Raw genomic sequence first — 26,511 nt, 5'->3', positions numbered from 1 at the left:
TGCTTTCAGAGCCTGGCGCCGGCCGACCATAGGCCGCATCGACCGTAGTGGTCCAGCGCGACAGGGCGACTCCGGGCATCAACTCGGGCACGATGCAGCCGCCTTGAACAGTGCCGCGACGCAGGACCGCGCCCAGTAACCGTAACCACCCGGGAGCGGCATCCCGCGAAGGGCCGCCGCACCCGGGCTCGTACGCACCTGTTTCGCGATCAGCCCGACGTGCAGGCCCTGCCGTTCAACTTGAACGACCCCGGATCCGGCGCCGGGCCCGCGGCCGAGGTGTTGAAGCCGAAGTCGACCGATGCGCCCGGGGCCAGGGCCCGGTTCCACGAGAGCGGCCTGGCGCTGACCGTCCGGCCGGACTGGTCGAACTCCGCGCTCCACGTGTGGCTCAAGCGCTGCTCGCCGGAGAACAGCCAGGTCAGCGACCAGGGCGAGACAGGTTCCGAACCCGTGTTCTCGACGCGGACCGTCACCGTCGAGCCGCTGTTCCACGGGTGTGAGGAGTAGGCGACCTTGCAGGTACGGGCCAGGTCGGCCTGCCCGTCGCCCACGTCGTCCAGGTAGGAGGCGATGAAGGCCAGCGGCGCGTTCCAGTTGATGGTGATCTCGTTGGTCGCCCAGGAGCCGATGTCGTCGATGTAGCACATGGCCGGGGCGCAGCCGCTCAGCTTCTCCGCCGCCACCGGATCGCCGGATGCTCCCGCGGTCAGGTTGGGCCCGCCCGCTACGGAACCGGGTGCCGGGTGCGGCAGAGCGGGGTCGTTCTGATGCGCCCAGAACCGGTGGTGCTGGTTCCGGGAATCCCGCTCGCCGTAGCCGGTGACGTACGACTGGTTGAGGGGGTTGCGACCGAGGAGGTAGTCGGCGCCCCGCAGGACGGCGTTCTGGTAGACGGCGTCACCGGTCAGGTCATGGGCCGTGGCCAGCACGGTCATGTTGTTCAGGACCTGACTGTTGGATCCCCAGATGTAGTTCTTGCCCTTGGGGGCGTACGGAAGTCCGTACACCTGCGCGCGGGACTGCTCGGCGTAGCGGTCGGCGGCCGCGGTGACCACCGAGCGGACCTCGCCGAGCTGCGCCGACGTCAGACCGTTCGGCACGGTGGCCAGGGTGAGCACGCCCAGCCCTCCGGTGGATCCCCACGAGATGCCGCCGCCTGCCGGGAAGACCGCGTCCGTGTCACCGTGCAGGTCGGAGGAGAGCACCGCCTGGCGGTAGGTGTCCTTGCCCGTCGTGGTGAACAGCTCGGCGGCCGCCCAGTAGAACTCGTCCGAGACGTCGTTGTCGCTGTACGCGCCGCCGCCGATGCCGTCGTTCGGATCGGCGAGCACGTCCGGGTGTTGTTCCGCCGCGGCCCAGGCGGTCTCTGCGGCCCGCAGGCAGCGGTCCGCGAAGTCCTGGTCGAAGGGGGCGTAGAGCCGGGCGCACTGGGCGGCCGAGGCTGCGAGATTCAGCGTGGCCGCAGTCGACGGCGGATGCAACTCACGCTGCTGGGGATCGAGATGCGGCTTCATCGGCAGCCCGGTCCACTCGGCGTCATGCATCTTGTGGTGCGCCATCCCGGCCAGCGGCTCGCCGGCCGGGACCTGCATCTTGATCAGGAAGTCCATCTCCCAGCGCGCCTCGTCGAGGATGTCCGGCACCCCGTTGTCACGTTCGGGCACCCGCAGCTCACCGTCGCCGAGCTCTGCCGACTCGGCGTTCGGGGCGGTCAGGGTGCGCTCGTACGTGGACATCAGCTGGGCCACCGAGATACCGCCGTTGACCACGTACTTGCCGTGGTCGCCCGCGTCGTACCAGCCGCCGGACACGTCCAGCCGGTAGTCGCATTCCCCCGTCCGGCAGGGGACGTCGGTGTCGCCCTTGTTGGGCGCGACACCGATGTGGCCGGCCGGGCGCGCGTACTCCTCGCCGACGAGGTCCGCCTCGATCGGGGTGCCGCTGCGGTTGTGGTAGAAGTACGCCAGCGCGTCGGAGCGCAGTCCGTCGTACAGGTCACCGCGGATGGAGAACGGCTCGCTCACCTCGCCGTCGACCTCCACGGTGTAGCCGTCGCCCGCTGTGGTGAGGCCGCCGAAGTCGAAGGTGTGGACCCGCTGGCGCGAGCTGGTGTCCTCGCCCTTCGGAACGGTCGTGCCGGTGGCGGCCGTCGACCCGTCCTCGGCCTTCACCGTCCAGGTCAGCGGCGCGTCGGCGTCGGTGACCACGGTGCCGCTCTTAGGACCGTGGGGCAGGTACCCGACCTGGTTGACGCGTACGGGCGAGCCGGTGTCCGGTACGTACACGGGCGGTTCGGCCCCGCCCCGCAGCGATACGTCGTCCAGACAGAAGTCCGTCGCCCGCTCGCCGCTGCCGATCTGCAGCTGCACCGACGCGGCGGGCAGGTCCGCAGAAGCCGTGAACGTACGAGTCACCTGTGTGACCTCCGTACCCACCGGGTCCGCGGTGCCGAGCACTGTGGTGTACGGCTCCACCGCCTCCTGGACCCGGGTCTGGACGGTCAGCGGGACGGTCGAACTGGCCGTGTAGGACAGCTCGTAGCTCTCGCCCGCGACGATCGGAACATCGTTCTGGCCGACGATGACGTCCCATGCGTTGGCCGTGCCGGCGGGCACCTCCGCGCACAGTCGGCCGTCCGAGACGGCCGCCGGCGCGTTCGCCGTCCACCACCAGGGGGCGGTACCGGCGGCGAAGTCGCCGTTGGTGATCTGTTCGGGGCCGGGTTCGGCTGCCAGGGCACCGGAGGTGCCGGGCACCGCCAGTGCCGCCGCGAACAGTAAGGCGGTGGCTGACATCCCGAACACGCGTCTCCCGTACCGGGGACGTATGCGCACGGGCCGTGCGGAGAGTGGTGAGGCATTCACCGGGAAGGCCTTTCGTCGACAGAGGTGGTGAGCGTGGGGGAGTGGCTGAATGGGAGCGCTCCCATCGCATTGTGGGGGGAGATCGTCCGTTCCGCCAGGGTCATGACAGCTCTAGGTCGTGAGAAGACGGCGTCAAGGCCGAAGAGGGCCGCCCCGGCCTGTGAGGCTCAACACCCCACGTCTCCCTGCCCCGCGCAAGACGTCCGGGACGCTGCCCCCGGGCGCTCGCTGAAAGCCCGGCCGACGCCGGGGAACCGGAAGGGTGGTGTGCGGGGCCGCCGGAACCGGGTAACGTCTTTGTCATGTTCTTCCAGACGCCGATTTACGAGTGAGCGCGTGATGGGCCCCTGCTGACGTCTTTCGACGTTGCCGCCCGTCCCCCACCGATGAATCCGTAGATCACTTCACATCACTACCGGGAGAACCCGTGACCGTGAGCAAGAACATCAACAACCCCGTGGGCATGGGCGGCGGCAAGCGCAAGAGGCTGTCCCGCGCCGAACGGCAGAACAACGGTCCGCACCGCAACCTCGACCGCCAGGGTGCAGCCGACCAGAAGGCGGAGCTGGTACGCAAGATGCGCGAGAAGGCACGCGCAGCCGAGGGCGCCGGGCAGGCGGACGACGCCACCGCACAGAGCTGACGCACCGCCGCCGCAGGGCGGCACCGCACGGCAGCAGGGCCCGGACCGCGACGCGCGGCCCGGGCCCTGCTGCCGCACCGGGCGCCTGGCCCGGCTCACCTCTCGGCCGACCACCCGCTTCTCAGCTGACCACCCGGGGCGGCCGGACGTTCGGCAGCCCCGTCACCGCACCGCCCCGAGCTGTTCCAGGAGCTCAGCGCGTTCCCCCTACCCGGCCCGGGCCGACACCGCGGCTAAGGCCTGCCCTGTGCGGTGGCTGCGGCGCACACCGCCGCCGTCGGCGACATGATCGGCGGGTCCGCCTGAGCACAGTCGTCGCCGCACCCGGCGTGCGTAAGAGTGAACAGGAATTGTTCGTCGACCGCCGATTCGTCCCCGTCGCCGGTCAATGCCGTGGCCTGAGCAGCGCAAGCTGGTCCACCAGGACGAGGTCCTCCTTGGCGCGGAAGTGCCGGTACACCGTTACGTGCCGGGCCTCGCCGAACAGCCGACGGGCCGCCGGATCCACTTTCGGCACACGCTCCGGTGCTCCAGCTGTAGAGCGTTTCTTCATGTCGGCATCGTGGCTTGCCTCGCGGGACCGGCTCGGGCTCCTGGCGGCCGCCCGGGGCTGGTGCGTAAAGTTCCCGGATGTTCGAGACACCAGAGGCTTTCGCGCGCGGCACCATCGAGCGCGAAGGGGAACGCGGAGCGGCGTGGCTCTCCGAGCTGCCCGGAATCGTGGATGAGCTGCTGGAGCTCTGGGGGTGCGTGCCCGACGGGGAGGTCATGCACGGCGGGGTCGGAGTCGTCGTCCCGGTGCGGCGGAGAACCGGGGACACCGCTGTTTTCAAGGTGTCGTTTCCGCATCCCGGCAATGTCCATGAGCCAGATGCTCTGTCGGCGTGGGGTGGGCGTGGAGCCGTTCTGTTGCACGAGCGCGACGATGAGCGGTTCGCGATGCTGCTCGAACGTGCCCAGGCGTCAACGCTGGCCGAGGTCGAAGACGCCGAGGAGGTAGTGACGGTAGCAGGGCGGATCAGCCACCGGCTGGCCGTCCCCGCGCCGGCCGGCCTGCCCCGGCTGCGGGAGCAGGCCGACACCTGGGAGGAGCAGATGCGCACGGACGCCGACGAGCTGACGCACGCACTGTCGCCTTATGCGGTGGACGCCGCCTTGGCGACCATCCGCGAGCTGGGTCGAATTCAGCCGGACGCCCTCATCCACGGGGACCTCCACGCCAGAAACATCCTGCGCGCCGACCGCGGGCCATGGCTGGCAGTCGACCCGAAAGGGTACGCGGGAGACCCGGCGTACGACGGCGGCACGCTGCTGAAGTCACGCGCACTGACGCTCCTGGGACGGGACGACCTGCGCCGAGCTCTCCAACGCACCTTGGACGTCTTCACCGAGGCCGCGGAACTCGACCGCGAGCGCACTCGGCGGTGGGCCCAGTTCCACGCCGTCCAGGCTGCCTTCTGGGCGCGCCGTCATAGATTCCGTGTGGCGCGCGGCGGGCCACGCTTGGACCGGCTCACCGAATTCGCGGACCGCATGGCGGAGTTGCTCACGGCGCCGCGCTCGGGCTCGTGACCCTTCCGGTGGGCTCCAGGACCGCTGACTTCGATGACGTGAGCATCGCGCGTACAGCCGACCGTGGTTACGCTGTCCACGCAGAGGATCTTGGGGGACATGCGGACGCTGCCGCACTGTCTGTGATCTGCGCGGCACTCCGCGGACCCAGACCGCCGGTCTGCAGGGAGAGTCCACCATGTCGCCGGCGGTAGCGATCCTCCTCCTGCCGCTCGTGCCGCTGATCGGAACGCTCTGGCTTGCCTGCGCTGCATAGAGGGCAGCGACGTCCGTAGGCCTGAGCAGAGAGCGTCCGGTGAGGCAGGAGACGCGGTCGAGGCGGTTGCGCCCCGTATTGCGGTGGCAGTACAGAATCTCCGCGATCTCGGACGTCGACCCCGTTTCCGAGTCCAGCCACGCGGTGAGCGTCTCCATGAGATCCATGCGGTCGGGCGTCGCCAGGCGCAGGGCATCGGTGCTCTCGCCGAGCCTGGTGCAGGCCGGGCTGAGACGCACGCCCCGTCACCGCGGGGACGACGGCCGCCAGGACCGAATTGGGTCCCGGAACGTGCGCGGAGCCGGCGGCGAGGGCCGGGCCGGGCAGCGCGACGATGCCGGCCAGGCCGTCGGGGGGCCTGCTGCTGCGAGGTCCTCTCAACCGCCTCGCCGACTCCCGGCCGGCCCGGACGTTGATGTACGAGTTCGCGTGACGCTCGCCCGTCCTGGAACTGGGCGCGTGCCACGCGCCGGAGATCGGATGCGCCTTCGACAACCTCCGCCACGACGAGGCGCTCAGCGGGCCTGACGCCCCTCAGCCGCTCGCCCGTGCCATGCACCGGACCTGGGGCGCCTTCTCCACCACGGGAGACCCGGGTCGGCCTGCCTGGGATGCCCGCCGCCCGGGCGTGGTGTTCGACCATCCCGGCTCGCACGGTGCTCGCGCTGCGACAGGAGGGACTGGAGGCCTGGCTCTGAAGGGCGTTGCAGAAGCGGATCCGTGACGAGTGCGGTGGCAGATGGTCCTTCGCCCAGGGCGCCCGAAGGCGGATCACCGGTTCGGCCAGTGGCAGGGCATTCATGGCTGGAGTCGAGTCGACCATCAACCGGCTCAAGAACTCCCGTGCGGTCGGCACCCCTTACGACAAGAGGGCCTACATCTTCCACGGAACCGTCGCTGTTGCATCGATACGCCCTCTGGCTCGCGTCGTGATCAGCCCGCTTCGCCGGGACTGAGGGCATCGGCTCGCCTCACCATGTCAGCTGCGATGTCGTCCCAGTCCGGGCCATGCATCCACAAACTCTCCGCAGCCTCACGCAGCAGTGCCGGCTCATCCGGTCGTAGCAGGAGCACCAGCCGATAGGCCAGGTTCCGGATCCAGACGGGCAGGTGGCCATCGACCACATGCGGGCTGAGCTGATGGAGCATGGCGAGGATCGATTCAGCGTCGGCGAAAGTCAGCTCCTCGACGAAGTAACGCTCTTGGTGCTCGAGTTGGCACTCCGGTGTGGATCGGTACTCATCTCCGTAGAGACACCGGGCGTGCTCGGTCAGAGTGCGGTGCATGACTTGAGGCTACGGCGCAGTGTTCCGCCGGACAGCGCCTGGGCCTGCACCACGGTGCGGGCGGATCAGGCCTTCCAGCCTCCCGCTCAACCACGGGGATTCGCCGAGCTGTCCACGAATACTTTCTCCCGGCTCCGTCGCAGGCCGTCGGCCGATTCGCGGGCCCTGGCCCGCCGCCGGAAGTGCCGCTCGGATTGTCCGGATCTCGGGCACCGCACCCGCCCGATGTCAGTGGTGTGGCACGGGTGGACGCGACGGCGCCGCCCTGCGGGGAGCCGGTGTGGTGACGGGATTCGCTGCGGAGGCCGAGTAGATGCTGCGTGCGGCCGGGTGGTTTCCCTGACGGCACGCATCCGTTGAGCTGCGGCGCGAGCGACTGGAGGAAAGCGGCGAAGTGCGCATGCACGAGGCTGCTACAAGCTTCCTGGCGGAGTTCGGCGGCGTGAGTGTGTGGGTCGGCGGGCCGGACATGACGTGCGCCAAGCGCCCTTCAACTTCGGAACTTCGACAGGGTGCCCCTCTCCGGGCACATCCGGACTGAACGCGAGCCTTTCCGGAACACGCCTCTCGCGTGGTTGAAAACCGGGTGTCCGACTCGCTTTCTCTGAGATCATTTCATTGAAACGGCATCGCCTCCCAGCTGCCACATCTCATAGTTCCCACATTCTGCCGTGATCTCGGCCGCCGTCTGAGCCGCGGTGAAGAAGTCATCGACCACCGGCGAGGTGTGCGATGCCGCCATCGCGAGGCACACCTGGTCGGACGCCAGATCCGGGACGGGCACGTAGCTGATGTTCGGATGTGAGTAGAACACGGTCGCCGAACGGGCCAGGAACGAGATGCCCCGGCCGGCCGCGACATGCTCGAGCGTCTCGTCCACCCCGCGCACCAGGTACCCGGCGTTGGGGTGCGGCCGCCTGGTGGGCTGCGTGCTCGTGTCCATATGCCAGACCAGTGGCTCGCCGGTCAGGTCGGCCTCGGTGATCTGCTCTCGGCCGGCCAGTTTGTGGCCGGTCGGCAGCACCGCCACCCGCGGCTCGGCGTACAGCGGGGCGACGCGCAGGCCGGCCTCGGCCATGGGCAGCCGCACATAACCGACGTCGATGCGGCCGTCGAGCAGCATCGGGGCCTGGTCGTCCCATTCGATCCGCTGCACGTCCACCAGAACGTCAGGGTGCCGGGCGGCGAACAGCCGTATCGCCGGGGCGACCGCGATGCCCGCCCGGAAGCCGACCGTTATTCGCCGGCTGCCCCGCGCGGCCACGGTCACCCGGCGGCGGACCGCGTGCGCGGAGGCCAGCAGAGGACCGGCGTCGGTCAGCAGCTGCCTGCCGGCGTCGGTCAGCGCCACGCCGTGGCTGTCCCTTGTCAGCAGCGGGGTGCCGAGGTCCTGTTCCAGCGCGCGGATCTGCCGGCTGAGCACGGGCTGCGCGATGTGCAGCTCATCGGCGGCGCGGCCGAAGTGGAGTCTGTCTGCGACGGCGACGAAGTAGCGCAACTTGCGCAGGTCCAGATCCATGGAGCCTCCCGGTCCGGCGATGCCTTCAGGGTATCGCAACAGCTGAAAGAGGTCTTGGACACCCACTCACGCCAAAGGCATCCTGAACAGGTACCCGATGGGGCCGGAGTGAATTCGGCACAAGACAGCAGGGCCCGTAACCAGAGTGGGCACATCGCGAATTGAGCCAGGCCCATCGCGTCATTCGACGACGTCGACGACGCAATCGTCAATAACGACGGGGTGGGGTTGGTGTCCTGTCCAGATCCAGAAAGCAGCCACACCAATGAGCAGCGTCAGCATTATCGGCTTGGGGAACATGGCCGGTGCCCTGGCCGGCCGCAACGCCGTCGAGATCATCGGCCGCGACCCGGCCAAGGCCAAGGAGTTGGCCGCCGCACTCGGCGACGCCACTGCCGGGACGGCCGGCACCGCCCCGGCCGGGGACATCGTCATCCTCGCCGTGCCGTACGCAAGCGCGGCGGCGGTGGTCGGCGAGTACGGGGACGCACTGCATGGCAAGATCATCATCGACATCACCAACCCCGTCACTCCCGATTTCAAGGGCCTTGTCACCCCCGAAGGCAGTTCCGGCGCGCAGGAGATCGTCAAGGTCGCCCCCGCCGGCGCGCACGTCGTGAAGGCGTTCAACACCGTTTTCGGTCACATGCTGGCACAGGGCAACCCGCTGGACGTGCTCATCGCCGGCGATGACACCGAGGCCAAGGCGACTGTGTCGGCATTCATCGAAAGCCTCGGGCTGCGGCCAATGGACACCGGCTCCCTGGAAATGGCGCGCTGGCTGGAGGGAACGGGCCTGGTGATGATCGGTCTGGGCCGCTTTGGCGCGGGGAGCTTCGACTTCACCCTCGGCGTCAACACTTCTGCCTGAGCGTGCCCGCACGACCACTTCTCGCGCCACATCAATCACAAGGACCAGTAGCATGCGCGTTTTCGTCACCGGCGGGACCGGCCATTCCGGTTCGTACATCATTGCCGAGCTCATCGCCGCCGGACACGAGGTCACCGGCCTGGCCCGGTCGGACGCGGCCGCGGCGGCGGTGTCCGCGCTCGGCGCGAAGGTACGTCGCGGCGGCCTCGAGGATCTCGACGGGCTCAAGGAGGCGGCCTCGGATTCCGACGGCGTCATCCATGTCGCGCACAGGCAGGACCTGCTTCCGTCCGGCGGGATCGACGCCGTGGCCGCCGCGGAGCTCCCGATCATGCTCGCGTACGGCGAGGCACTCGCGGAAACCGGAAAGCCGCTGGTCGCGGCGGGGAGCATCGGCTCGCCCGGGAGCCTGGGCCGGCCGGTCACCGAGGAGGACCCGGCCCTTCCCGGCGGCGAGGAATACAGGGGCACCCTGCGGGTTCGTAACGTCGTGGAAGCCGCCGTAATCGGCCTCGCCGAGCGAGGAGTGCGATCTTCGGTCGTGCGGATTGCCAACATCGCGCACAGCACGACCGATCGGGCCGGCTTCCTCGTGCAACTGATCGCGCTCGCGAAGGAGAAGGGCTTTGTCGGCTACCCCGGAGACGGCGCGAACCTGTGGAACGCGGTGCACGTCCGAGATGTCGCCTCCTTGTTCCGCTTGGCGCTGGAGGAGGGGCCGGCTGGCAAATACTGGCACGCGGTTGGGGACGGGGCCATCCCGCTCCGCGAGATCGCCGAGGCCATCGGCAGCCGTCTGGGCCTGCCCGCCGTGAGCGTTCCCGCGGACGTACTGATGGTGCCGGGATACTTCGGGTTCCTCGCGAACATAGTCACGCAGAACTACCCGGCGTCCAATCTCATCACCCGCCGGACCCTTGGCTGGGAACCCGCTCAGCCCAGCCTGCTCGCCGATTTGGACAACGGCCATTACTTCTCCGCCAACTGACGGCAGGAACCCGAATTATAAAAAGTTCGGCAAGTGACGAGGGTACGGCTCTTCTGGAGAGACGAAATATGACGACTGTGGGATTCATCGGAAGCGGCAACATCGGCAGTACCGTCGCGCGGCTTGCCGTCGAGGCCGGGCACCATGTCGTGCTCAGTAGCTCGCGCGGTCCGGAAACGCTCGCGGACGCTCTCGCGGAACTGGGGCCGCGGGCTTCCGCGGCGACGAGCGGGGAGGCCGCGGCGGCCGGTGACATCGTCGTGGTCACGGTGCCGGTCGACGCCTTCCCCAAGTTGCCCGCCGCGCCACTGGCCGGGAAGACGGTCATCGACACGTGCAACTACGGCCCTGAGCGTGACGGGCACATCCTCGAGCTCGACAGCAAGTCGCTCACCTCGAGCGAGCTGCTGCGGCGGTACATCCCGGACGCCATGCTCGTGAAGGCATTCAACAACATCTTCTTCAAGCACCTGCTGTCCCTCGCCCGCCCGGCGGAGACGGCCGACCGTTCCTACCTGCCGATCGCCGGGGACTCCGCGCCCGCGAAGGCGGCGGTGACCGAATTCATCGAATCCATCGGGTACAGCGTGGTGGACGCGGGACCGCTGGCCGACAGCTGGCGCCAGGCGACGGGCACGCCGGTGTGGGGGACCCCGTACGGGCCGTTCTCGAACGAGAAGGGCCGACCGGTCGGCGAGGACGCCATCCGTGCGGCGCTGGCCACCGCAACGCGGTAACCGTGAGTTGGGGCGGGCCGCGGTACCCGGTCCGGCCGTGTTATAGCCCCGTCCGGTAGGCATCGGGCGGGCCATGACACAGAACTGGTTGCCGTCCGGATCCGCCGAGACGTGCCACGTCCAGCCGTTCTCGCGGACCGGACGCCCGCAAGTACGGCCGCTCAGACTCCGAGGCGTGATTACACCGGCCACACCAAGACCGTGGAGGCTGACCTGGAACATCGCGGCTCGGGAAGACCTGAGTCCGAAGGTTTCGCGGATGTCGCTGTCGTCCACGATGAACGAACACTCGGACATGTAGCCCTGCTCGGGCGCGCCCGAGCGGTCGCCCTGCGCGCCGCGTCCACTGGTGCCACGACCGGCGAGATCGCCCGTGCCGCCGGATTCTCGGCATCCTCCGCCAGCAGACATGCCACGGTGCTCCGTGACGCAGGCCTCATCACCACCATCCGGAATGGCCCCACCGTGCTGCACACCCTCACCCCGGCGGGGGCGTCCTTGCTGCGTGCGGTGAGCCCGAAGAAGTGACCAGCGCTGGTTCGCCGCCTTCGGCACGAACACGAAGCGGGCCCGCCGACTGTCCACCGGCGGGCCCACCCCTTTCGTACCGCCGAGTCAGTGCGGTAGTTGCGGTCAGGCGGCGTATGAGCCCGACGCGGAGCCGGTGGTCTGGAAGAAGAACACGAACTGCTGGGAGTCGCGAACGTCGGTGGCGATCACCTTCCAGGAGCCCGAAGGGGCCCACTTGTAGTTGCTCTGGCAGTCGAAGGAGCCGTTGCTGAGCTTGAAGCACACCTGCACGTAACGTCCGCCGGAGCCCATCTTGAGATTGATGTCGTTGCACCTGGTCGACGTCTTGAACACGCTCGTCGTGCTCCGGCCGGACGCCTTCGAGAAGGACGAGGCCCCGTCGTAGCAGCTGACCTGGGCGCTCACGTCGCCCTGCGGAGCGGCGACAGCCACTGTCGAACCGCCGAGTGCCAGAGCAAGACCGCTGGCGGCCACGGCGAGCGTCTTGAAGTTCTTCTGCAAGTTTTCCCCTAGGACTGTTGTGCATGGAGAGACCCACTCTGCTGAGTGGCACCGCGTCCGGCCATGCTGTTGCGGCGGGTCGCGAAAGCCGAGTTCATCGGGGGTGAACGAGATGTCGGGAGTCCGCTTCGGTGGCAGAGGCGGGGCCCTTCTTCACAAAGCCGTATCGTCCACGATCAACACGCCACCGTCGGTGCCAAGGTGGTCGGCGACGTAGGAGTGGATGTAGTCGCGGACGTGCGTGGTGGCTGCGCGGGTGGAGGCGCTGCGGTCGAAGGCGGAGCGGCTGGCTGGCCGAGCAGGCGCCTGATCCGTTCACGCTGCCCGCGGTGTGGCCGGGCCAGGCGCCGGGTCATGGCCATGTCGTCAGCCAGTAGGCCATCGCCTCGGCACTGGCGGTGCGGCACTCGTAGTCGCGGGCCGGAGGGCGGCTGCTCATCAGGTGGTGGAAGAGGCGTTGCGAGGTGGCCACCCGCGCCAGAAGGACCTGCGCGGCGTTGCGATCGCCGATTTCGGCGCTGGTGACCATCACGCCCAGCAGCGGGCCCAGGGTGTCGACCACGACGTGCCGCTTGCGCCCGTTGATGCGCTTGCCACCGTCGTAGCCGCGGCTGTCGGCGACGACGACGGCGTCCGCCTTGACCGACTGCGAGTCGATCACCCCGGCGGTGGGCCCCGCATCCCGGCCCACCCTCTCGCGGACCTCGGTGCGCGGCCGGTCGTGGAACTCCCTGACCAGGCCATGGTCATAGGTGACCTTGTGAAACGTGGGCGTTGATCGCCGTGGTGCTATACGAGGTTTCGGCGCCGGGTCGGACCGGTGCGATGGACGTGCGACAGACGCGCGGTCGGCACGTCTGGCGCGGATGAGCCTCTTGTGATTGAACAGCACTGCCCCGGCCACGTGGGTGGCCGGGGTACGGGTGGTTGTGCTGTGTGTGGGGGCCACTGCTCCGGGTCCCAGGCCACCGGCTGGTCGAAGATACGCCCGTTGCCGTCGAGCTTCAGGGAGTTGAACGGTATGAGTGGCTCCGTATCTGGCGTATCGACGTCAGTCAATGGTCCAGGGAGGCCGCCGTGTCTGTGATCGCTGCGTGGGTGTCGTCTGTCAGCTCCGGACGGTCCCCGGCGGCGTGGCGGCGCCGTTCAGGCAGCTCTCCAGGAGCGCGTGCAAGCGTGGAACAGGGAGAGTCGGATTGGCCGCCGCGCCCTCGGCTGTGCGGGGGTCGGTGAGGAGGGCCTCCAGGGCGTCCGGTGCCAGGCTCGGGTTGGTGGCTGCCGCCCGGCGCACCGCGTCGTTGAGGTCGTCCACTGGAGGGTCGGGCAAGGCGGGGTCGGCTGCGGCAAGGGCCCGTACCTCAGGATCCGGGTGGCCGATGAGGTGAGCCCGGCCTTTGGGAGGGAAGGCGGGCAGGGTGAGCAGGTGCGGACGGTGGGCTGGGCGGGTGACGAAGACGTCCAGGAGGAGGTGCGGTGGAGCCAGCGGGTGGTGGCAGGCCAGCCGGATCCTCACGTCCTCGTCGTCGTCCTGCGCGAGCGTTTTGACGAGTTCCGCCGACAAGCCCGGCCAACTCGCCGCAATCCGGCGGAGTATCGGTTCCTCGGACACCGCACAGGCGGCGAACCAGTCGGGCGACGGCCCGACGTCCGGCTCAGTGTTCGACTCGGCAAGCGGCTCGGTGATCGGGCAGGTGCAGTCAGGGCCGTGGTCGGTGATCCTGTGGATCATCTCGTACTCGGTCCAGGTGCGTGAGAAGGAGTGGAGGCGTGCGCGCGTCCGCACGTCCTCGTCCGGGTCCATCCTCAACTCAGCGGCCAGATCCGGCCCCAGGTCGGGCCGGGTGGCGACCATCTTGCGGACCTTCGCCTCAGGATGCCGGGCGAGCCGGGCGACGGCGTCGGCCGGAGTGTGGGGGTTCCAGGCCAGGGGGTGCACCGTGTCGTCCGCGAAGCACTGCTCGACGAGCGCGGGCGACAGAGCGCACCTGCCGAGAACGAACGGCCTGCTGCTCGGGCGCATGGACGGCAGCTCGGCCTCCACCCGTTCCGGGTCCAGCACCCAGTTCCTGTCCTGCGCAGCTGCACGGACCGCGGGGTCTGGATCGACGAGCAGCCCCGCCCGCTGCGCCGGGGTGAGCGACTCCCACCTCCAGGTGGCCCGTATCCGGAGTTCGGGGTGCTCGTGGTCGGCCATGCGACGGAAGAAAGACAGAGGGATCTGCCGGGACGATTCGAGCTCTCCGATGATCTCGTTCTCCGTGACCTTGCCGTCCTCGCCTCCGTCCAGCGCGGTCAAGAGTGTCACGAGGATGTCGTCCGGCAGCGGTCGGACCCATCGAGGGTAGTGACGGGGGCCGCTGGCCAGGGATGCGCGGACGAGCCCCGACGGGTCCGTCGCCAAGGGGGCGAGTCGCGCCGGGTCGACGTACTGGTTGCGGGCGAGCGCGCGGCGGATGACTTCGGCCGGGTGGCGCAGGGCGGCGTCGATGACGGCGTGGGGCAGGTCACGACCCTCGCACATCAGCCGGCCGGTCTCACCTGCCGCTCGATCCAGCAGGCCTACCAGCACGTCGGAGGGCGCCGCCGGATTGAAGGCGATGCCGCGCAGCCATAGTTCACGCAGAGAGTCGAACACCGTGTCATCCTGCCACCTCGCCTGCCGAACCGAACCGCCCGACCGGCGCCGCGGCGGCGCTTGCGGCGGCTCCGTCCGCAGGGCTTCGGAGCACGTGGCGAGGGCCTTGCTCATCATGCGCCCACCAACTGTGGCGCAACACGTTGGTGACGACCTCCGAGACGAAGAGGATCACGCTGTCGGCGGCCTCGGCTGCGATCGGACGTACGAGACGCTCGAGGAAGGTCCGGGCGCTGTCGCGTGCGTCGGCGACGGACGTCGCGGGGCGGGCGAATGCAACGGTGACGCTCACCGTGCCCATCAGGTCAGGACACCTGGTCTCTGCATCGTCATACCGGGTTCTGCCTGGATGGTGCTTCTGCCTGGCTGTGCCCCGGCAAACGCTGCGGCATCACTGTCCGATGCCGGTTTCCTCATTACCGAACACACGAAAAGCTATGTTGGTCAGAGTAGACATTGGGCTGTGGCGTAGCTATGGTTTCTCTCGTAGCCCAGGAAGTCAGCAGGGCCTGGCAGGGACGAACTGCCAGGCGGCGGTATCAGTAGTTGCAGTTGGCAGGACGGCACGGTGGCGGAGTTTCGAAGCCAGGGTTGTTGCAGGACGGCGACGGGACTGGCGACCGGACCGGGTGGCACGCAGTGATCAGGGGCCGCCGTGAGCAGTATCCGTAAGAGCAGGACGCAGTACCCAGCAGCAAAGTCACTGAGCAGCACCTCGGTAAAGGCGTCGGCTGCGGACGCACGTACCGGGAAGTTCGGCAGCGGGGTTCCAAGCCAGAGCGGATGCAGGACAGGCGACGGGGCTGGCTGTTGAAGGCGGTGCTACAACAGGCCACGGAGTATGACCAGCAGTACGCAGTTGATCATCAGAGGGAAGAACGGAGGAGCCAGGCGCCATCAGGATCGCCCGGGTGGAAATCTTGAGCCCGGGTACCGCAGGACATCGATAGTGAGGTGGTCTCCGGTCAAGCAACCGCGATCCCCGCTTCCCCGACAGGATTCCCGTCGGGTCAGCGGACACAGTAGGCCGACGCAGTTCCAGGGTCGGCAGATGGTGTAGCAGTTCCTTCGGGGCCCTGGTGCCATAAGGCACCAGGGCCCCTCCAGCGCGTTCCACAGAGAGGTGCAATGCCCGCAGACGACACCTTCGGCCGTCTCGACGACGACGACTATCCCGCCTACACGATGGGCCGGGCCGCCGAAATGCTCAACACCACCCAAGGCTTCCTCCGCGCCATCGGCGAAGCCCGCCTGATCACCCCGCTGCGCTCCGCGGGTGGCCACCGCCGCTACTCCCGCTACCAGCTTCGCATCGCCGCCCGGGCCCGGGAACTCGTCGACCACGGGACCCCGATCGAGGCTGCCTGCCGCATCGTCATTCTCGAGGACCAACTCGAGGAAGCCCAGCGCATCAACGCCGAACACCGCCGCGCCGACGAACCACCAGGTCCACCCGGTACGGTCTGACGAAGATCTTCAACAGCCTTGACCACTGAGCGGCCGGGGCCTCCGTGTGCCCCGTGGAGGCTGGCGCGTCCCTGAGCCAGAGCGCGAATTCGGGAGGCCGTAGACCGTGCCGGCCCAACGCGGGGGTTTCCGGTCGGCGCACGCGAACGCCCCGGTTGCCGGCGCCGCCTTCCTCTCCGCCGGTGGGAGATGGGCGATGGATGACTGTCAACGCGCTCATCTGCCCAGGGTGTGACTCCAGGCTGGACGGGGTGCGTCGGGCGCGGAATCGGAAGGGGCCTGAAAACTACGTGCCTTTTGGGGCGATAGGCCGTTAGGGGTGTCGCGGACGCACTCGGCGTCCCGTCCGGAAGGATGCTTGATGTCCACGAAGCGCGTTGCCAGCCGTCTGCTGGTGCTGACAGCCACGGCGGCTGCCGGGACGGGTGCGTTGAGCGTTCCGGCCGTGGCGAGCACGAACATTCTCGCGGCCGGTAACGCCGCTTACGACACCGTGATGATCAATACGGAGCGTGAGGTCACGGCGGTCGGCGTGACGACATACAGCAGCGGGGTGGGCAGTGGTCTGGTCCAGCTGCCGGTGAGCAGCCCTGAGAACCGCGGCGGTGGGGGCAGTCTGCTCTTTTCTGATCGTGAGCTGAAGACCGAGGTCACCGCGGTGGTCTGGGAGCGATGAGTTGCCGGCGGTGGAAAGATTCGTTGGCCGGGATGCTGATGCAGACCCTGGTCAGGATGCGCCTGAGGCGGGGTGTTTCTGCGGCCGGTCTGGCTTCCGATGCAGTGTCCGGCGCGGTGCGCGCTGGCGATCCGGTCAACGGTTACCGGGTACTGGAGCAGGTGGTGCAGCTTCCGGTCAGCACGTGGCGGTATCACTGGGACCCGCCACACGTACGCCACCTGGGCCCCATGGCGCAGGACTGGTGGAAAGCGTTCGGGGTCGGTGAGAATGACCGGACGATCTGCTGCACTGATGCCAACGGAGTGGCCATTGTCGCCATCCAGGCACTGCACCGGGAATTGACCGAACTACGGGGCGAAGTCGCGGCACTCCGAGCCGAGAGTTCACGAAAAGCACAGCCGAACCGCGCACCTGCGCACACGAAATCCGAGAACGCCGCAGATCGGGCGTAAGTGTCCTGCGTGCCCACCGCTACTAGGTGGTGCCACCTCAGCTTCACTGCCTTGCAGCGCTGCGCGACCGCTGGCCGCAACGCCAAGGCCTGGGGGTGGAGCTCCCCGCCCATTTCACTGCGTTCGACGTGTTCTGCGGAGCGACGGACAGGAGCTGCTGGATTAGCCGTCCGTGCGCCGCCGCGAGGCTTTGGAGGCGCTGTCCACCTCATACTGGTTTGCGCCGCCGTGGACGCTGTGCCCGTCGACCACGAGCCCTGCGGTCGCGGGGGAGTGGCTGCGTGAGTGGACCGACGTCCCCGCTTCGAGGGCGTAGGGGCAAGACTCCTGACGGGCCGGTACCGGCCAGGCGTGCGTGGGTGGTCGAAGGCCCGGTCGCAGAGATTCCACCGAAACGCTCATCGCCGGCGGGACGGGTCCCTGCGGCGCCCCAAGCCCTGCTGCTGGGCTGCCACGACAGCATCGGTCGTCTACGGCTCGTGGGGGAGAACACCCCGCTGCAATGGTGCCGGAGGACGTCGACCTCCGGCACCTGCCGATTCTGGGGCAACCAGGTGCCCTACATTTACCGTATGCACGTTCGGTTAGGCTGACCTTGCCTAGTATGGCGCTCCGGGAGTACGAGTTCCGGTTCCAGTGCCACGACGGGAACCTGGCGGACAAAACAGGCAGAGGCAGGGCGCAGGTGAGAAGCGATAACCGGGCACGTGAGCGACACGCACCCGGCGGGGCGAAGCCGCCCACGTGGGTAATGAGGGGCGTGAGTCCCCGCACAGCGGCCGAGACGAGGCATCGTGGATGAGATCGCGCTCACAGCCGGAACCTTGTATGTGATCGTCCTGCTTCGCGCCGGAGGGACGTTCGCCGTCGGATGGCTCGCCGGCGCTGGTACCCGGCGCAGCAGCTTCGCCAAGAGAATCTCTTCGGCGAAATTCCGGCGCGCCGAGCGGGCCATCCAGCGGTGGGGCGCACCGGTAGTGGCCGCCTCCTTCCTGACAGTCGGTTTCCAGACCGCCGCCAACTTCCTCGCGGGCAGCATGCGCATGCCCCTGCCGCGTTACCTCCCTGCCCTGCTCCTGGGCGGAGCCGCCTGGGCGCTCATCTACGCGACTGCGGGGCTCGGCGTCCTCGAAGTGCTGGGAAGGCTCTTCGCCGAGCGGACGGCCCTCGGGGTATCCGCCGTGGCCGTCACCCTCTTCGCGGCGTGCGGGGTAGTGGTGTACCGCAGAAGAAGGGCGACCCTGACCTCCGGCGCCACCGCGGCTGAAAATTCGTGAACCCGTCCCAGTGGTTGGTCCCTCTGCAGCGGTGCGGGAAGCCAGAGCGTCGGGTATCAGGTGCAGTGGACCGGACAGGTCGGCGAGGTCCTGCGCGGCGTTGCAGTACGTACACCCTGCGACGGGAAAGGCCAGCGGCCGGGGGATTCGGGGCTGCGTACCATGGTAGGAGAGCGCGGGTGACAGCGGCCAAGAGGGATGCGGCCAGCGGACTGACCGCGCCTGCGTCAAGGTGGTGAACCGCAGTGCGCCAGATCCGTTGGAGTCGCCGGTCGCGATCCACGGTCCGCGCCCGTGCACTGCCGGCCCCGCGGGCGGGCAGTGGGGCGACCAGGCGGGCCAGGACCTTCGCTGCCGCATCGGTGTCTTCCGCGTCCGGGCGCCATTCCCCGGCGTCCAGCCACTGTCGGGCGCGGCCCGACTCTCGGGTCAACGCAAGGACCGGCAGCTGTCGGGCACCGGAGATCGCTGCTGGAGTGTCTCGCCTGCTCGACATAGCGCACGCCCCCTTCGTTCCGTCCCCGCTCTTGCCGCGTGTGTAGCGCGTGAGTCGCGAACACCACATCACATGATCACGCAGATGCCCATACGCACGCGGTTGCCTCAAGTCGGCCTGATCACTACTCGGCTCCGCCGCTCCACCTGCCAACTCGAATGCACAGCTCGACAGATCCAGCGCTCATCAAACAGATGCGGGATTCAGTCAAAAATGTGTCTGAGCGCGATAGTGGGCCCCGGATCCAGCACCGACACCGCTTCCCGAACGGTCATTACGCGGCCGTCTGAGACGCTCCTGACCTGGACCGCCATCACCGATTGGCCAGCGGGTTCCGCCAGATCGAAGTCGACTGAATCCGCATGCGACAGTCAGACTGCAGCTCCCAGCGCGGCGCGTGTGCCTATGGGCGCCACTCGGGCTGATAGTCCGGGTGGCCGGCGTGCGCCTGCGCGAGGTGTCGCACTGCCATGTCGACTGCCATGCGTTGCATGCTGGCCCCGTAGCGATTGAACGTGTCCGGAAGCCCTTCACCCGTCTCGGGTGCCGTGTACTGCTTCAGCAGGCCCCGCGCCGCCTCGACCTCACGCAACACCTGTGCCGGGTCGTGCAGGGCGATGTGTTCGGCGCGGGCGGCGTCCTCGTCGGACCCGCCGACCTCCGGGCCGGCAGTGACCAGAGGTGGGACGTCGTCGTCCAGAGAGGCCGCGGAGTAGACGCCCGTCCCCAATGCCTGCCAACCCTCACCCGTGCCGCCGACGGCAACAGCAGCTGCCTCCTGCTCGTCGAGACGGGCTTGGAGGAAGGCCACCAGATCGGCGGTCATGTAGGGCTCCCGGGCCGGTCGGTGGGTTCCTTGTCGTGCGGGTAGTCTCGGTGCTCGACGTAGGGCGCGGCAAGCAGCCGAAGCTGAAATTCGGCATTCCGGCCGACCGGCCCCGAGGTTCCCAGGTACGGCACCACGGTGTCGTCAAGCAACGCGAGGTGCGCTTCAGCGGCGGCGACGGAGAAGCGGGCGTGCTTGGCGGCGTCCTCGGGTTCGACGCCGAAGCGTTCGGGCTGTGTGACCACCACGTTGCTGGCGAAGCGGGCTTTCTCCAGCTCCTCGTTGAAACGTGCCCGGACAAAAGCCACCAGGTCGGCGGTCATGCGGAGGTCCTTGAGGGGTTGAGCCCGGCCTGCACATGGCTGACCCGCTCCATGCCGACGGTGACCTCGACGCCTAGGTCGGCGTGGATCCGCCGGTAGACGCCGTCCTCCAGTAGCGGAATCTGGATTTCGTCCGATGGGGTTGGCCCAACGAGTGGCGTGAGCGCCTTGCTGCGCTCCTTGATGTGGTCGCACTGGATGGCGCACTGGTCCCCGATAGCGCTCCGGCGGGCGTCCTGCAGGTCACCCCGCAAGTAGCCCAGCCCTTCGCGGGCGACCCGGTTGAGGTGGTCGGTCTCGATCATGCAGGACTCCTAATTGGTCGGTCATCTTCTTCGACTGTCACGGCCGCGTTACCTCTGGCCACAAGAGTGGCCGTTGTGCTGCATGGTGAGCAACTTCAGTGTGCGACGCCCCCCGACCCGCTCTGAGAGCTCAGGCGGGCTTGGTCGAGTCCCCGCATATCGGTACCGAATGTCACTCCTGCACATAATTGGCTCAGACACTACTTACTCTCGTACCACCGCCGAGGAACCAGCCGTGCATGACAACGCCGACGATGACACTTACGAGTGGCTGACCTGCGTATCCATCCCCGACTGCGGGCGGAGGCTATGGATTTCCGAGACCTGCCGATACGTCAGCCGGTCGTGGCAAGACAACGAAGCAGTTCGCCGAACTCCCCGGCCTGTTCTGCCATCTCGACGACACAGTCGCGCTCATGTGTGGAGTCGCATGAGGCGGCGCGGCGACCAGCAGGTCGAAGCGCCGTCCATCGAGGCCTGAGTCTTGTCCCTCACCGCGGCTGGCGGAGTCGCCACCTGCCTTCGAGATATCGAAGATGCCTGGCGAAAGGCAGTCTCGTGCTGAGCATGTGTTCATTGGTCGGATCACAGGCTCAGCCGAAGGCCGCCTACGGGTACGTCAGTCACCAGGCCGAGTGATCAAGCGCGACGGACCGTTCGGACCTCGAGTTCAGCCACAGGCCGACCTGCTGGGGCCTCGTCAGGCTGTTGCGGACACTCGACCTCAGCCTCGACACCAGCGGCACGCAGCCGATGGGCGAGAAGAGTCATCTCGGGCATCGTTCCTGCGAACATGCCGGCCCGGATCTGCTGGAGCGTCCTCTTCGTCTGTGCCAGATCTCCGCCAAGTTCGGCGCGAAGAACCTTCATTACGAGGATCGGACTGGCGAGAGAATCACAGAGTATGAGCCGCGCCTCGCCGTGCTCGGCCAGAAGGCGCCGGCGCAGGTCGTCCGGAACGGAGCTTCCTTCTGGCCCGCACTCGTACGAAGCGTCACCGCAGCCGGAGCAGTGGTAGCCGATGTCCCATTCAAGGCTTTGCCCAACCACTGCCTGAACGCCGACGCACTCCAGCTCCGAGCCGCAGCCCGAACACTGTGCCGGGTACCTGACAGACGCGATCAGCACGACTTGTCCCATCCAATGGCACGACCTTGACGACACAGACTCCCGGACCCTGAGGATGAAAGGCAAGTAACGGCGTACGAGTGCCGGAGTTGATCGGTGGGTTCTCCGCCGAGCGTGCGGGTACACGTGCCCGGTTCGTCATTGAACGCGTTCAGCAGAGCGCGTTAGGGTGGTGTCGAAATACTCGCGGATGCTGGAGCGCGGCGTGCGTGAGCAGTGCGGCATGTCGGGGGTCGAGATGGCGCAACTGCTGGGCAGACGTGAAGCCGACCGGGCGGGGGCTGCGCCGTCGTCGGTATCGATGGCTGTGCTCTGCGTGGTAATTGCCGCGTTGGCGCTGGCGTGGACCGGACGGCTTGCCGGTCTCCCGACGGGCGTCGCCCTGCTCCCTCTCACGCTGGTGGTCGGGGTGCCAACGCTGTTGGGTGCGAGCGCGCTGCTGACGGCCGTACACATCTTGCGACCGTGGCCCTGGGGCATTGGTTCGGGCGGCTCGCAGGGCACGGGAGAAGGTGGTGGTGGGTGGCGATCAGCACAACATGGGGCTTCTGCCCGCCGTCGTGCTGCCCACAGAGCGTAAGGCCCCCCCGGTACTGCGTGCTGAAGGCCCAGCGGGCGCCACAGACCCAACCGTCGCGAACGTCCGCGACGGTGGCGACGGCCCACTGGGCGGTGCGCTCGTCCATGCCGAGGCGGAGGGTACCGGCACAGCCAGCGAGCCGGAGACCGACTCCGGGGAGCAACTCGAACATGCGGAGATGGTCCCAATGAACGGCACTGCGCCACAAGCCGGAAACGACGATCACCTGCTGCCGACTTTTAAGGGGAGTTTCGTGTTCCTGTAGATCAGGCGGCTGCGCGAGCTGGTCCGGTCGGCTCGCCGGCGGCTCGGTGCGACCGGCTGACTTGCGGGTACGCTCGCGCTCCGAGCGGGCTCCGGACTCGGTCCGGAGCCGTGCGATTCCCTGCCGTAGGAGTCACCAGCTGGTGTGCCCCTCGCCGTGGTGGCCGGCGCCGCCTGTGCCGCCCTCGGACCAACTGCTGGAGTCAAGGTCGTGGGCGAGACCGTGGCCGCCGGTGGTGAAGTCGGAGTAGAGGTTACTGAGCTCGCCTAGGAGTTGGCGGGTGAGGGTGTCGACGCCGGTGGTCAGTGCCGCAGCGATTTCCTCGTCGGCGACCGGGGCCCCTCCTGCGGTTGGCGTTGCGGCGAGGGCGGCCATACGGCGGCGGTCGGCGATGCCGCGCAGTCCAGGGTAGGCGGCAGGAGCGAGGCCCGCTGCCTGGGCGAGCAAGGCGAGGGTGAGGTCTCGGTCAGTGGTGGGCCTTGCGGAGTCAACAGGGACCACGCTGTCGAGGCGGGTCAGTAGCGCCTGGCGGCGCGGCAGGTTACGGAGAGAATGTCGTTGCGGGTACGGCCGCTGGCATCGCGCCACCGACGGACACGGACCGCCTTCTGGTCCTCCAGCCGGGAGAGGTACTCGACGGTTAGGGAGCGCGGTGTCCGGCGCAGCCAGTCCCTGGGGCCGAGCGGGGGAGCAGCTGCGCCGAGACCTTGCAGGACATTGCTCAGGCGGCGGTCCTCGATGGGCTGGGTGTCCAGTACCTCGATCAGCCGTCGCCCGACGACGATCCGTCCGGCCAGACACAGATCCGCCAACTCCGAGGCCCGCAGCGCGTACCGAAGCCGGCTTTCGCTTCGTATTCGTATGCGGTGCCTGCCCGGGACTATCGCGAGCAGGAGCAGTTCATCCGCCGTGGCCATGCCTGCCAGGGTAGGCACGGTGGTCCGCGGAAGGGAGAGATCCGCAGGATTCTCAGCGGCCGCCCGTATCTGAAGCGTCCCCCCGGAAGGCCGAGCCCGGCCGCACAGGCCCTTCATCAGCCCTGTGCGGCCTTCACGGCATGCGGACATGGTGGAACTGCCCCTGGAGCCTGCAGCCGGGGGGACGGGATGGTCGGGCCACCGGCGGCGATCGTTGCGCATTCGAGGCCAAGTTCGACGGTTACCGCGCTGCTGTTCACCCCGCCCGAGTAGGCGGCCCCACACTCACTTCCCTGATCTGGTCGCCGCGGCCGGGCAGCTGCCGCACGGCCTGGTCCTCGATGGTGCTATGAGAGCTGCGAGGATGCCTCAGCCCTAAGGTGCCTCAGGCGGCGCAGCTCCCATCGACGAGACGAGACGAGACGGGCGTCGCGGCCATGTGCCGCAGCGGACACTCAGAGGTGGCCGTCCAGGAACTTCCGTACCTCGGCGGTGGTCATAGGCCCCCTGCCATGCGCCACCGCCTCTCCCTCCTTCAGCAGGACGCAGGACGGGGCTCCGGTGATCCCGTATCGCTCGGTCGCGGCCGGACAGCGCTTGATGTCGGCGCGGACGGCCGTCAGGCGGCCCGTGTAGTCGTCGGCGATGCCACCCACGACGAGGTCCATCACCCGGCAGGGCTCGATGGCCTTGGGCCATGTCCCGGTGAAGTATGCGAGGACCGGAACTCTGCTCATCCCGAGGATGAAATCGAACTCCGCGTCCTCACGGGGTCGGTGAACCCGTGTCGTCATGGAAGCTCCTGTCCTCACGTCCGTTGTTACATCCCCATCATCCCTCGCGCGGTGTGTCAGGCCGGCCCGGCCGGTTGTCCGGTTGACCTTTCGAAGGGAGGCACGGGGTCGTCGCAGAACCACAGTGGTCCCCGGCGCGAGCGGCCCGGGCCCCGCCCCTGGTGACTCGGCCTGGCCGCCCCGCCGGGCACCCAGCTGCAACCCGCCGCGCTCCCGTAGGCCAGTTCGTGCCGGCACAGCGCCTCCATGACGTCATGAAAGCTGGTTTCGAGCCATTTGATGGCAACGGAAACGAGGCAGTACTCGTCAGCCGACCCGAAGACCGACCGCCAGCGTCAGTTCAAGGACCCGGTGTGGCGATGCGAGATCCGGAAACAGCGCCCGCAGCTGCGACATCCGGTACCGGACTGTCTGGGGATGGACGAACAACGCAGCCGCCACTTCTTCCCGCCTGCCCTGGTGCAACAGCCATGCCCGCAACGTCTCCTCCAGCCGCCGCGCGGTCGCGACAGGCAAGGTCCGCAACGGTGCGAGGGCTCGGGCGCGCAGGTCCGCGAACGCCTCCACGTCGGCGCTCAGCACCAGCTCAGGCAGGTGGTCCTCGGTGTCGCGAATATCAGAGGAGAGAGAGCGCGCGCGTACGGCTCGTGCGTACGAGGCGGACGCACGAGTCCATGGCCGGGCCGGGCCGACCACGGCGGTGCGGTCGGTCAGCTGCCGCAAGAGATGTGATCGGTCGGCATCGGGGACGAGCAGCACACCGGTGGCGTCCGGCAGATCGTCGAGAACGAGGGTGCTCGGGTCGAGCGCGCGGTAGGCAGGCCGGGCCCGGTCGGCGGGCAGCAGGACCGCGGTCAGCGTAACCGGAGCCTGCCACCCGGCCCGTTGAACAGAGGCCAGCAGCACGTCCGGGCTCGCGCCGGCGAGGAGGTCGCGGGCCAGGTGTTCCAGGTGGCGCTCGTGGGCCCTGCCCCGGGCGGCAAGTTCGTCGGCGTGGCCCGCGGCGCTCGCGGCGGAGAGCTCGTCGATGTAGGCGAAGGTCAGCTCGGCGAACTTGGCGACCTCGGCGGCGGGCAGACCTGCGGGTACGGCACCCGCTGCCAGGCATCGCCAGGCCACGCGGGCGCCGACGCGGTAGGCGCTGAGTAGGGCGTCCATCGAACGGCCGGCGCGCACTTCGCCGCGGCCCAGCTCGTAGGCTGCGTCACCGGCGTCGCCGCCTGTGGCGTTCCCACTCGCGAGGTCCAGGTAGTGCCCCAGGGCGGTGCGGACGGCTCGGCGGATGGTGCCGCCCATGCGGCCCGAAAGGGCATTGGCGTAGGGAGGGACCTCGTCGATGATCGCCTGGACGACCTCGTCGGCGGTGGTCTTCAGCGCGGCCCGAAGTGCGGTGACCGTCGTCTCATTGAGGGCCAGTTCGCTGGCCCTCCGGATTGCATGACTCACGTTTTGTTCCCTGCGAACAATTCAGCCGACCAGATTTACATCCTGCGGTCAGGACTTTACGCCTTGAGGCGCAGCAAGCTGGAGTCATGACGAGTGCAGCCCTCCGCAGCAGGGCGTGGAAACTGCTGGAGATGGTCACGACGCCGCTGCTGCCGTCGGACTACCTCGACCTGGTCAGCCCGCTACGTGCCAGCGCTGACCTGCGTGGGCGCATCGAGGCCGTGCACCCCGAGACAAGTGACGCCGCGACTATCGTGATCAAGCCGGGACGGAGCTGGCGCGGCCACGCAGCCGGTCAGTACGTGCGGATCGGGGTCGACGTCGACGGGGTGCGCCTGTGGCGTGCCTACTCCATCACCTCGCCGACAAACCGCCAGGACGGCCGCTTCACGATCACCGTGAAGGCGATCCCGGACGGCAAGGTCAGCAACCACCTGGTTCGCAGGGCGAAACCGGGCAAGCTGATCCAGCTCGACCAGCCGACCGGTGACTTCGTGCTGCCGCAGGCCAGGCCCGCGAAGGCGCTCTACCTGACGGCCGGCAGCGGCATCACGCCCGTGATGTGCATGCTGCGCGACATCGAGTTCGATGACGTCGTCATGGTCCACTGCGCGCCACAGCCGCAGGACGTGATCTTCCGCAACGAACTGCACGACCTGGTCGCGGAGAAGAAGCTGCGGCTCACCGAGGTGCACACCGACACAGACGGCATGCTCGACATCGCCCGTCTCGACGAACTCGTGCCCGACTGGGCCGAGCGAGAGACCTGGGCCTGCGGGCCTGCGGGCCTGCTCGACGCCGCCGAAGAGCACTGGGCCCAGCGCGGCGTACAAGAGCGCCTGCACACCGAACGCTTTCGCCCCAGCATCGTCGTCGCCGGCGACGGCGGCGAGGTCACGTTCAGCGCCACCGGCAAGGCCGTCGACGCGGACGGCGCCACGCCGTTGCTGGACATCGGCGAGGAAGCCGGCGTGCTCATGCCCTCCGGGTGCCGCATGGGCATTTGCTTCGGCTGCGTTACGCCGCTCAAGGCGGGCGCCGTCCGCGACCTGCGCACCGGCGAGATCACCGAGGCCGAGCCGGGCGTCCTCATCCAGACATGCGTGTCCGCCGCGGCGGGCCCCTGCGACATCGAACGGTAGGAGCACC

Annotated in this window: 27 protein-coding genes and 3 pseudogenes; 13 read left to right on the top strand and 17 right to left on the bottom strand. The window is 68.3% G+C overall.

Annotated features, from left to right (window positions below; translation table 11 throughout):
• Positions 1–209 precede the first annotated feature (209 nt).
• The gene (locus ACIQM3_RS07720; RefSeq protein WP_401620267.1) at positions 210–2,798 is read right to left on the bottom strand and encodes a glycoside hydrolase family 9 protein; all 2,589 of its coding nucleotides are present in this window, start codon (positions 2,796–2,798) and stop codon (positions 210–212) included.
• A gap of 496 nt (positions 2,799–3,294) precedes the next feature.
• Between ACIQM3_RS07720 and ACIQM3_RS07715 the strand changes: the two genes are divergently transcribed.
• Positions 3,295–3,510, top strand: coding sequence for a DUF6243 family protein (locus tag ACIQM3_RS07715; protein WP_401620264.1), 216 nt, complete (start codon positions 3,295–3,297; stop codon positions 3,508–3,510).
• Between the two features lie 385 nt (positions 3,511–3,895).
• Here the strand turns inward: ACIQM3_RS07715 and ACIQM3_RS07710 are convergent, their stop codons facing one another.
• Positions 3,896–4,063, bottom strand: a complete 168-nt coding sequence (locus ACIQM3_RS07710) for a hypothetical protein (protein ID WP_401620261.1) — start codon at positions 4,061–4,063, stop codon at positions 3,896–3,898.
• 77 nt (positions 4,064–4,140) lie between these two features.
• Here ACIQM3_RS07710 and ACIQM3_RS07705 point away from each other — a divergent pair, with 77 nt between their 5' ends.
• A complete protein-coding gene (locus ACIQM3_RS07705) occupies positions 4,141–5,082 on the top strand; it encodes an aminoglycoside phosphotransferase family protein (RefSeq protein ID WP_401620258.1) in 942 nt (313 codons plus the stop codon).
• Between the two features lie 258 nt (positions 5,083–5,340).
• Here ACIQM3_RS07705 and ACIQM3_RS07700 read toward each other — a convergent pair.
• Positions 5,341–5,496: pseudogene (locus ACIQM3_RS07700) on the bottom strand (helix-turn-helix domain-containing protein); the annotation flags it as partial.
• Positions 5,497–6,090: 594 nt separating this feature from the next.
• Between ACIQM3_RS07700 and ACIQM3_RS07695 the strand changes: the two are divergent.
• Positions 6,091–6,294, top strand: a pseudogene (locus tag ACIQM3_RS07695) (hypothetical protein); the annotation flags it as partial.
• Here the strand turns inward: ACIQM3_RS07695 and ACIQM3_RS07690 are convergent.
• Together ACIQM3_RS07690 and ACIQM3_RS07685 are read right to left on the bottom strand one after the other, a co-directional pair.
• A complete protein-coding gene (locus ACIQM3_RS07690) occupies positions 6,272–6,625 on the bottom strand; it encodes a hypothetical protein (RefSeq protein WP_401620255.1) in 354 nt (117 codons plus the stop codon). The pseudogene ACIQM3_RS07695 and the gene ACIQM3_RS07690 sit on opposite strands and share 23 nt — an antisense overlap.
• A gap of 610 nt (positions 6,626–7,235) precedes the next feature.
• Positions 7,236–8,144: a LysR family transcriptional regulator gene (locus ACIQM3_RS07685; RefSeq protein WP_401620253.1), complete on the bottom strand. Its 909-nt coding sequence runs from the start codon at positions 8,142–8,144 to the stop codon at positions 7,236–7,238.
• Between the two features lie 265 nt (positions 8,145–8,409).
• Here ACIQM3_RS07685 and ACIQM3_RS07680 point away from each other — a divergent pair, with 265 nt between their 5' ends.
• The 4 genes and pseudogenes from ACIQM3_RS07680 to ACIQM3_RS07665 form a co-directional block, all read left to right on the top strand.
• Entirely contained in the window at positions 8,410–9,015 is a 606-nt protein-coding gene (locus ACIQM3_RS07680) for an NADPH-dependent F420 reductase (RefSeq protein WP_401620250.1), read from the top strand.
• Positions 9,016–9,067: 52 nt separating this feature from the next.
• A complete protein-coding gene (locus ACIQM3_RS07675) occupies positions 9,068–10,003 on the top strand; it encodes an SDR family oxidoreductase (RefSeq protein ID WP_401620247.1) in 936 nt (311 codons plus the stop codon).
• 17 nt (positions 10,004–10,020) lie between these two features.
• Complete coding sequence (locus ACIQM3_RS07670) at positions 10,021–10,740, top strand: NADPH-dependent F420 reductase (protein WP_401622329.1); 720 nt, start codon at positions 10,021–10,023, stop codon at positions 10,738–10,740.
• 297 nt (positions 10,741–11,037) lie between these two features.
• A pseudogene (locus tag ACIQM3_RS07665) lies at positions 11,038–11,268 on the top strand (MarR family transcriptional regulator); the annotation flags it as partial.
• Between the two features lie 105 nt (positions 11,269–11,373).
• Here ACIQM3_RS07665 and ACIQM3_RS07660 read toward each other — a convergent pair.
• The 4 genes from ACIQM3_RS07660 to ACIQM3_RS07645 all read right to left on the bottom strand — a co-directional run bounded on the left by ACIQM3_RS07660 (position 11,374) and on the right by ACIQM3_RS07645 (position 14,708).
• On the bottom strand, positions 11,374–11,772 hold the full coding sequence (locus ACIQM3_RS07660; RefSeq protein ID WP_401620244.1) for a hypothetical protein: 399 nt from the start codon (positions 11,770–11,772) through the stop codon (positions 11,374–11,376).
• Between the two features lie 352 nt (positions 11,773–12,124).
• Positions 12,125–12,463, bottom strand: coding sequence for a transposase (locus ACIQM3_RS07655; protein ID WP_401620241.1), 339 nt, complete (start codon positions 12,461–12,463; stop codon positions 12,125–12,127).
• Positions 12,464–12,880: 417 nt separating this feature from the next.
• On the bottom strand, positions 12,881–14,407 hold the full coding sequence (locus ACIQM3_RS07650) for a hypothetical protein (RefSeq protein ID WP_401620238.1): 1,527 nt from the start codon (positions 14,405–14,407) through the stop codon (positions 12,881–12,883).
• A 4-nt stretch (positions 14,408–14,411) separates the two neighbouring features.
• Complete coding sequence (locus tag ACIQM3_RS07645; protein WP_401620235.1) at positions 14,412–14,708, bottom strand: hypothetical protein; 297 nt, start codon at positions 14,706–14,708, stop codon at positions 14,412–14,414.
• Between the two features lie 827 nt (positions 14,709–15,535).
• Here ACIQM3_RS07645 and ACIQM3_RS07640 point away from each other — a divergent pair.
• From ACIQM3_RS07640 to ACIQM3_RS07625, 4 genes are all read left to right on the top strand, one after another.
• The gene (locus ACIQM3_RS07640; protein WP_401620232.1) at positions 15,536–15,874 is read left to right on the top strand and encodes a MerR family transcriptional regulator; all 339 of its coding nucleotides are present in this window, start codon (positions 15,536–15,538) and stop codon (positions 15,872–15,874) included.
• 361 nt (positions 15,875–16,235) lie between these two features.
• Positions 16,236–16,550, top strand: coding sequence for a hypothetical protein (locus ACIQM3_RS07635; RefSeq protein WP_401620230.1), 315 nt, complete (start codon positions 16,236–16,238; stop codon positions 16,548–16,550).
• A gap of 32 nt (positions 16,551–16,582) precedes the next feature.
• Positions 16,583–17,005 carry a tail fiber domain-containing protein gene (locus ACIQM3_RS07630; RefSeq protein ID WP_401620227.1) on the top strand — a complete coding sequence of 141 codons (423 nt, stop codon included), beginning with the start codon at positions 16,583–16,585 and terminating at the stop codon, positions 17,003–17,005.
• Between the two features lie 794 nt (positions 17,006–17,799).
• A complete protein-coding gene (locus ACIQM3_RS07625) occupies positions 17,800–18,282 on the top strand; it encodes a DedA family protein (RefSeq protein ID WP_401620225.1) in 483 nt (160 codons plus the stop codon).
• 899 nt (positions 18,283–19,181) lie between these two features.
• On the opposite strand, the gene ACIQM3_RS07620 is transcribed toward ACIQM3_RS07625, so the two are convergent.
• The 4 genes from ACIQM3_RS07620 to ACIQM3_RS07605 form a co-directional block, all read right to left on the bottom strand.
• Positions 19,182–19,604: a DUF6221 family protein gene (locus tag ACIQM3_RS07620; protein ID WP_401620222.1), complete on the bottom strand. Its 423-nt coding sequence runs from the start codon at positions 19,602–19,604 to the stop codon at positions 19,182–19,184.
• Positions 19,601–19,927, bottom strand: coding sequence for a DUF6221 family protein (locus ACIQM3_RS07615; RefSeq protein WP_401620219.1), 327 nt, complete (start codon positions 19,925–19,927; stop codon positions 19,601–19,603). Before ACIQM3_RS07615 ends, ACIQM3_RS07620 begins: the two co-directional genes overlap by 4 nt.
• A complete protein-coding gene (locus ACIQM3_RS07610) occupies positions 19,924–20,232 on the bottom strand; it encodes a hypothetical protein (RefSeq protein ID WP_401620216.1) in 309 nt (102 codons plus the stop codon). Before ACIQM3_RS07610 ends, ACIQM3_RS07615 begins: the two co-directional genes overlap by 4 nt.
• A 639-nt stretch (positions 20,233–20,871) precedes the next feature.
• Positions 20,872–21,372 carry a hypothetical protein gene (locus tag ACIQM3_RS07605; RefSeq protein ID WP_401620214.1) on the bottom strand — a complete coding sequence of 167 codons (501 nt, stop codon included), beginning with the start codon at positions 21,370–21,372 and terminating at the stop codon, positions 20,872–20,874.
• Between the two features lie 506 nt (positions 21,373–21,878).
• Between ACIQM3_RS07605 and ACIQM3_RS07600 the strand changes: the two genes are divergently transcribed.
• On the top strand, positions 21,879–22,205 hold the full coding sequence (locus ACIQM3_RS07600) for a hypothetical protein (RefSeq protein ID WP_401620211.1): 327 nt from the start codon (positions 21,879–21,881) through the stop codon (positions 22,203–22,205).
• A gap of 132 nt (positions 22,206–22,337) precedes the next feature.
• Here ACIQM3_RS07600 and ACIQM3_RS07595 read toward each other — a convergent pair whose 3' ends face one another.
• The 4 genes from ACIQM3_RS07595 to ACIQM3_RS07580 form a co-directional block, all read right to left on the bottom strand.
• On the bottom strand, positions 22,338–22,652 hold the full coding sequence (locus ACIQM3_RS07595) for a hypothetical protein (RefSeq protein ID WP_401620208.1): 315 nt from the start codon (positions 22,650–22,652) through the stop codon (positions 22,338–22,340).
• 68 nt (positions 22,653–22,720) lie between these two features.
• Positions 22,721–23,122 carry a GPP34 family phosphoprotein gene (locus ACIQM3_RS07590; RefSeq protein WP_401620205.1) on the bottom strand — a complete coding sequence of 134 codons (402 nt, stop codon included), beginning with the start codon at positions 23,120–23,122 and terminating at the stop codon, positions 22,721–22,723.
• A 455-nt stretch (positions 23,123–23,577) separates the two neighbouring features.
• Complete coding sequence (locus ACIQM3_RS07585; RefSeq protein WP_401620202.1) at positions 23,578–23,916, bottom strand: thioredoxin family protein; 339 nt, start codon at positions 23,914–23,916, stop codon at positions 23,578–23,580.
• A gap of 306 nt (positions 23,917–24,222) precedes the next feature.
• Entirely contained in the window at positions 24,223–25,362 is a 1,140-nt protein-coding gene (locus ACIQM3_RS07580; RefSeq protein WP_401620199.1) for a PucR family transcriptional regulator, read from the bottom strand.
• An 86-nt stretch (positions 25,363–25,448) separates the two neighbouring features.
• Between ACIQM3_RS07580 and ACIQM3_RS07575 the strand changes: the two genes are divergently transcribed.
• On the top strand, positions 25,449–26,504 hold the full coding sequence (locus ACIQM3_RS07575) for a ferredoxin reductase (RefSeq protein WP_401620196.1): 1,056 nt from the start codon (positions 25,449–25,451) through the stop codon (positions 26,502–26,504).
• The last annotated feature ends 7 nt before the right edge of the window (positions 26,505–26,511 follow it).

This window comes from Streptomyces sp. NPDC091271, from assembly GCF_044757505.1.
Classification (GTDB): domain Bacteria; phylum Actinomycetota; class Actinomycetes; order Streptomycetales; family Streptomycetaceae; genus Streptomyces.
Note: the sequence above shows the minus strand (reverse complement) of the source record. Positions and strands in the feature narration are given on the sequence as shown.

Excerpts from the sequence above, each read along its gene's own strand:
- ACIQM3_RS07690 (WP_401620255.1), bottom strand. The coding sequence starts at position 6,625 with ATGCACCGCACTCTGACCGAGCACGCCCGGTGTCTCTACGGAGATGAG.
- ACIQM3_RS07605 (WP_401620214.1), bottom strand. The coding sequence starts at position 21,372 with ATGGGACAAGTCGTGCTGATCGCGTCTGTCAGGTACCCGGCACAGTGT.
- ACIQM3_RS07705 (WP_401620258.1), top strand. The coding sequence starts at position 4,141 with ATGTTCGAGACACCAGAGGCTTTCGCGCGCGGCACCATCGAGCGCGAA.
- ACIQM3_RS07710 (WP_401620261.1), bottom strand. The coding sequence starts at position 4,063 with ATGAAGAAACGCTCTACAGCTGGAGCACCGGAGCGTGTGCCGAAAGTG.
- ACIQM3_RS07620 (WP_401620222.1), bottom strand. The coding sequence starts at position 19,604 with ATGACCGCCGATCTGGTGGCCTTCCTCCAAGCCCGTCTCGACGAGCAG.
- ACIQM3_RS07610 (WP_401620216.1), bottom strand. The coding sequence starts at position 20,232 with ATGATCGAGACCGACCACCTCAACCGGGTCGCCCGCGAAGGGCTGGGC.
- ACIQM3_RS07590 (WP_401620205.1), bottom strand. The coding sequence starts at position 23,122 with ATGGCCACGGCGGATGAACTGCTCCTGCTCGCGATAGTCCCGGGCAGG.
- ACIQM3_RS07640 (WP_401620232.1), top strand. The coding sequence starts at position 15,536 with ATGCCCGCAGACGACACCTTCGGCCGTCTCGACGACGACGACTATCCC.
- ACIQM3_RS07685 (WP_401620253.1), bottom strand. The coding sequence starts at position 8,144 with ATGGATCTGGACCTGCGCAAGTTGCGCTACTTCGTCGCCGTCGCAGAC.
- ACIQM3_RS07720 (WP_401620267.1), bottom strand. The coding sequence starts at position 2,798 with ATGTCAGCCACCGCCTTACTGTTCGCGGCGGCACTGGCGGTGCCCGGC.
- ACIQM3_RS07615 (WP_401620219.1), bottom strand. The coding sequence starts at position 19,927 with ATGACCGCCGACCTGGTGGCTTTTGTCCGGGCACGTTTCAACGAGGAG.
- ACIQM3_RS07585 (WP_401620202.1), bottom strand. The coding sequence starts at position 23,916 with ATGACGACACGGGTTCACCGACCCCGTGAGGACGCGGAGTTCGATTTC.
- ACIQM3_RS07645 (WP_401620235.1), bottom strand. The coding sequence starts at position 14,708 with ATGGGCACGGTGAGCGTCACCGTTGCATTCGCCCGCCCCGCGACGTCC.
- ACIQM3_RS07635 (WP_401620230.1), top strand. The coding sequence starts at position 16,236 with ATGTCCACGAAGCGCGTTGCCAGCCGTCTGCTGGTGCTGACAGCCACG.
- ACIQM3_RS07575 (WP_401620196.1), top strand. The coding sequence starts at position 25,449 with ATGACGAGTGCAGCCCTCCGCAGCAGGGCGTGGAAACTGCTGGAGATG.
- ACIQM3_RS07680 (WP_401620250.1), top strand. The coding sequence starts at position 8,410 with ATGAGCAGCGTCAGCATTATCGGCTTGGGGAACATGGCCGGTGCCCTG.
- ACIQM3_RS07675 (WP_401620247.1), top strand. The coding sequence starts at position 9,068 with ATGCGCGTTTTCGTCACCGGCGGGACCGGCCATTCCGGTTCGTACATC.
- ACIQM3_RS07630 (WP_401620227.1), top strand. The coding sequence starts at position 16,583 with ATGCTGATGCAGACCCTGGTCAGGATGCGCCTGAGGCGGGGTGTTTCT.